Source organism: Methyloglobulus sp. (assembly GCF_046714055.1).
GTDB lineage: Bacteria > Pseudomonadota > Gammaproteobacteria > Methylococcales > Methylomonadaceae > Methyloglobulus.
The window spans coordinates 1-4,794 of the sequence record NZ_JBKKBJ010000178.1 but is presented as its reverse complement, the minus strand read 5'-3'; the positions used below and the strand labels follow the sequence as shown (position 1 = coordinate 4,794).

The 4,794-nt window shown below is 46.2% G+C and carries 5 protein-coding genes; 1 reads left to right on the top strand and 4 read right to left on the bottom strand.

Translation table 11 applies throughout. From position 1 onward, the window contains the following. The 3 genes from ACLQ6D_RS10675 to ACLQ6D_RS10665 form a co-directional block, all read right to left on the bottom strand. Positions 1-3,047: NAD-glutamate dehydrogenase domain-containing protein (locus tag ACLQ6D_RS10675; protein ID WP_411727265.1), on the bottom strand; the 3,047-nt coding region annotated here is incomplete at its 3' end. 58 nt (positions 3,048-3,105) lie between these two features. Beyond that, positions 3,106-3,531, bottom strand: a complete 426-nt coding sequence (locus ACLQ6D_RS10670) for an ATP-binding protein (protein ID WP_411727264.1) — start codon at positions 3,529-3,531, stop codon at positions 3,106-3,108. Between the two features lie 9 nt (positions 3,532-3,540). Next, positions 3,541-3,879: an STAS domain-containing protein gene (locus ACLQ6D_RS10665; protein ID WP_411727263.1), complete on the bottom strand. Its 339-nt coding sequence runs from the start codon at positions 3,877-3,879 to the stop codon at positions 3,541-3,543. A 474-nt stretch (positions 3,880-4,353) separates the two neighbouring features. On the opposite strand from ACLQ6D_RS10665, the gene ACLQ6D_RS10660 reads away from it, so the two are divergent. Beyond that, a complete protein-coding gene (locus ACLQ6D_RS10660; RefSeq protein ID WP_411727262.1) occupies positions 4,354-4,530 on the top strand; it encodes a hypothetical protein in 177 nt (58 codons plus the stop codon). Between the two features lie 71 nt (positions 4,531-4,601). On the opposite strand, the gene ACLQ6D_RS10655 is transcribed toward ACLQ6D_RS10660, so the two are convergent. Further along, positions 4,602-4,794 (bottom strand): hypothetical protein (locus ACLQ6D_RS10655; protein ID WP_411727261.1); only part of this gene is annotated, 193 nt, incomplete at its 5' end.

Below are 4,794 nucleotides of genomic sequence, written 5' to 3'. Positions count from 1 at the left end.
GTGTGGGTAATGTCATTCAATAAGGTCAGGATTGTCGTAAAATCTTGCTGGGTTTCCGTCACCAATAAAACAATGAAGGGGAAATCCTGGATATTGGCAATAAAAACCAATTTTTGCGCCAGTTCTGTCGGTATTTGCGCCTGTTGATATTGATTAAGTTGCGCCTGCCAATGATCGGGTGGGAGGCGGTTAACGTAATCTTCGTATTCTTTTAAATAACGTCTGTAGCGGTTAATCGTATTTGCATCGGGGCGAATAGTCCTGCCTTGCAATACTGCCCATCGGCAAAAATCCGCCAAGGTTTGTTCGAGTTGGAGGAATAATTGATATTGCTTATCCGCCGGGATTTTATTATCCAGCGCACAAATCGCTTGCCGTAATGCATCAGCCTCCAAAACCTGGTCGAAAGCCAGATAACAATTGACGGTGTCCAAGGCGGCGCCGTTTTCACTGTCAATATCCAGGCTTAAAAAACCACACCCTGCCTGATTGATAATTTTATTGCTAATGAGGGTTGCTTTAATTTCATTCGCTAAGGGATGTCCGGAAAGATGTTGTTCAAACGGCGCACTGAGTTGGGCTGGAAAATAGGCCTGTAAATAACGGTCATAGCATTCATCCTGCAACAGCGCGGTTTGACCTTGTATTTTCTGAGTCAAATACATTTTACAGGCGGCCATTAAGTCCGCCAGCTCAGGGCGAAAGATGAGTTGTCCGGGCCGGGATTGGATTTCTTTGGTTTGTGCAAAGGATTCAACGGCCCTGTCTAAAAACCTGGCAGCCTCCAGGCGCTCTGCCACCTGCAAAAACACCGCCGAATTTTCTGCACCATTTTCTGCAATACGGCGTTGTTCCAAGGATAAACAAAGGCTCTGCGCAACATTATCCGCTAACACTAACTGGCAAACGGCTTCCGTCATGCCAATAAATAAGGACTGATAGTCGGGGATAAGGTGTTGCTTGTGTAAGCCAGTGAGCAATATTTTTAAATTAACTTCGTGGTCGGACGTATCAACTCCCGCCGAATTATCCACCGCATCGGTATTAATGCGACCGCCACGTAAACTGTATTCAATGCGCGCTTTTTGCGTAAAACCCAAATTGGCGCCTTCGCCCACCACTTTAGCACCCAGATCAGCAGCATCCACGCGCACATTATCGTTGCTTCGGTCGCCTACCTCTTCGTGTTTTTCAGTGCTGGCTTTCACATAAGTGCCAATACCGCCCAGCCACAACAGTTCGACGGGCACGACTAGCAAATAAGGAATCAGGGATTCTCCATCTATCGCTTTATAACGTATACCTAACCATTTTTTTAATTCAGCAGAAACGGGAATATCCTTGGCTGCCCTGGAATAAACACCGCCCCCGTTAGATATCAGGCTTCGGTCATAGTCATCCCAGGTGGAACCGGGCAATTCAAACAAGCGTTTGCGTTCCTTTAACGCTGCGTCGGAGTCTGGCGGATTGGGATCGATAAAGATATGCTGGCCGCTGAATGCTGCCAATAATCGTATGCAAGGCGATAGCAACATGCCATTACCAAACACATCACCATCCATACTGCCAATACCGATAACCGTAAACGCTTCTTTTTGAATATCTTTCCCTAATTCACGAAAATGCCGTTGCACACACACCCAAGCCCCACGCGCCGTGATACCTAACGCTTTATGGTCATACCCGCTAGAGCCGCCGCTAGCAAAGGCATCATCCAGCCAGAAGCGATACTCGGCAGCGACTGCATTGGCAATATCTGAAAATTGTGCGGTGCCTTTATCCGCCGCAACCACTAGATAAGGGTCAGGATCGTCGTAGGCAACTATGCCTTCAGGGCTAACGATTTTGCCCTCACGATAATTGTCCGTTAAATCAAGCAAACCGCGCATCAATCTGATGTAAGCCCTTTTCCCAGCCTCTTTGAAATCTTGCTTGGAACCGTTCCCTTTTACGACAAACCCGCCCTTAGCCCCAGTCGGAATAATTAAGGCATTTTTGCTGATTTGGGTTTGCATCAAATCCAATATTTCAGTCCTGAAATCATCGAGACGGTCAGACCAGCGGATTCCCCCGCGAGAAATTTTGCCGCCCCGCAAATGAATGCCTTCCATATCGATGCCGTGTACATAAATTTCGACCTTCGGTTTTGGTGCGGGCAGTTCAATAACACCAAGACTATTGATTTTAAATGCGATAAAGTAATCCTCAGAGAAACGACGCTGATGAAAATTACTCCTGACCGTTGCATCAATCAGGTTAAAGACAGTCCGCAAAATCCGGTCATCATTGATGTTGGATACCGAGTCAATACTAGCCAGTAATTTCAGGCGCAGCGGGAACAAGGCCTGTTCTTCCCTGAGCATAGGGTCTTCCCAATCGGGATTAGGCCTGAAGCGTGCGTCAAAATAATTGTACAGGCCGAGTGCGACCTCAGGATTGTTAATAAAGGCATGATGGAAACTCGCCCGCGTCGTTCGGTGCCCCAATTGCAGATAATAGTTTCGGTAAGCACGCAGGACATCGCAACCCTGCCAGGCCATCCCCGTCAGGACGCACAATTTGTTGAGCGCATCATTTTCAGCCCGCCCCTCCATAACGACCTGAATGGTTTCCAGCAGGCGGCCTTTTAACTGGCTAAACGGGGCGCACTGACTTTTCGCGGCCTTGATGGTGAAGCTCTTGATAGTCGCAGTAACGCCCCCAATGGTAAAGGTAAACTGGACTTGATCCATGACCCGTAAATGCATATTTTCGAGCACGGGAATAAATTCATCCAGATAACGTTCCTGTTGGCTATAAAAATGCAGGCGGTAGTGCGGATGGTTTAAGTATGGTTTAAGCAGGCTGATACTTTCGCAATTCAAGGCCATTAAGCGCTCAAGCTGCAAAATATCATTAAGGGCGTAACGGGGTGAAATCAGGGCCTGATAGTCTGCCGGAAACAACAGATGGTATTTTTGCCATAAAGGGTCACCCGCTTCCTTGCCCAAGGCCCGTTCAATTAGCGCTTTAAGGGTGTCTTGCCAAGATTTGGCCCGTTTATACATTTGCTCATCCAAGTTCATGGGTTGCCGACGTTCTGTAGAGACGCGATTAATCGCGTCTCTACTTTAGATATTTGATGATCTCCAAAATATTGCAATCATCTTGTCGGGTATAAGTGACCGAGTCCATCAAGGTGCGTATAAAAAAAAGTCCCATTCCGCTTTCATCAGGATGATCAAAATCCGGTAACGGGACTGTTTCCAGATCGAAACCCTGTCCATAATCATAAACTTTGATATTTAATTCGTTCTCCTTGAGTTGAATCGTTATTCTAACGCAGTTTTTGGGGTCATCATCGCACGCATGTTTGATGGCATTGACGGTCGCTTCGGTTAACACCAGATTCAACTGATACGCCAAAGCCTCCCGGTCACCCGTGAAATTATCCAGTTTTTTAGCGATGCGCTCGCCAATGCTGCCAATCAAATCCAAATATTTGGTATGCGTTGGGATAATAACGTCTACCTGTATCAAGGAGGAATTCATAGGCAGTCTCTAGCTTTCATTGCTAAAAGCCTCAGTTAAATCAGCATAAATTTCAAACACCCGGTTGAGACGGGTCAGTTCAAACATCGAGAGCACTTGTTGCTGTATATTGGCTAAAGCAAGCCTCCCCGATTTAGCGGCAATACGCTTATTGCCGGACAATAATGCGCCCAAACCCGAACTGTCAATGAAACGGACATGCTCCAACTGGACGATTATATGGTTTTCCCCCTCTTCTATCATGTGCAGAAGATATTCTTTTAACTCACCGGAGTTGTGCGCATCGATTCTTTCATCCCGAATAGTCAGCACACTAACGCCATTTATTTTTTCCAGATTCAAATTCATTGTGTCTTCTTTGTAATTAAACTAGGGGGATTCAACTCTTAAGACCAATAATTATAAGAGAATTTAGGTGGTGGACTGCGTTAAGATGGATACTATTTAATACAGCAACCACTGTTACTATACCCGTTTTTATTGTTTGGATAGAAACTGTATGATTGATGTCTTAGATAATGTTTCTTGACCACGATCCGTTTGGCGCGAGCCAAGAACTGAGCTACGGTAACCCCCGTACCTGAAAAATCTGACCAATGGCCGAGGAATTAATTCAAGGAAACCTCTAAAATTCAAAAAAGCCCCTTCTCCCATCTACACAAGTCACTACGCCGTCATTCCGGCAAGGATTCCTCGCTCCCAAAACGCTGCTCCCGGCAGCATCCGCGTGAGCCGGAATCCAGAACACAAGGATGTGAAAAACAGATCAAAAAGGGTTCCATGCGGCTAAAAATCGGTTGACAATATCTGGCATTGCCATCCATGCAGTCGTGGATCTCGGCGACCTCCATGGATGGAGGAAGTGCTGAAGAGGATATGGAATCCTCGCCGCCAATCCCTGCCGAGATGACGAGTTGTGTAGATGCCTATGCCCTGGGGGAAAGGAAATTTTTAGAAGTCCCATTAAATGGTAAACTGGAATGTACCAGTAACCCATGAGTGCCGTTGCAGTCTTAATGTAAAGTACAAGAAGGGGACGATAATGCTTTTTAAGGCTGATTTTATGGGAATCAGGTCTTGTGCCTGTTTTCAAGTATTAATGCGATAGCTTTGATGCTATATATAGTTATAGGTCGCAGCACTTTTTTATCAATGTTAGCAAGGGGGCAATCAATATGGGCTGGAGAGAACGCAAACACGAAGAAACCTATTCCGATGCGGAAGTGGAAGCAAGGTTGAAGGAAGAACTGCCACACTGGTATC

What these genes read in the sequence shown, in the direction of transcription:
- ACLQ6D_RS10665 (WP_411727263.1), bottom strand. Translation starts at nt 3,879, where the DNA reads ATGAATTTGAATCTGGAAAAAATAAATGGCGTTAGTGTGCTGACTATT.
- ACLQ6D_RS10660 (WP_411727262.1), top strand. Translation starts at nt 4,354, where the DNA reads ATGCAGTCGTGGATCTCGGCGACCTCCATGGATGGAGGAAGTGCTGAA.
- ACLQ6D_RS10670 (WP_411727264.1), bottom strand. Translation starts at nt 3,531, where the DNA reads ATGAATTCCTCCTTGATACAGGTAGACGTTATTATCCCAACGCATACC.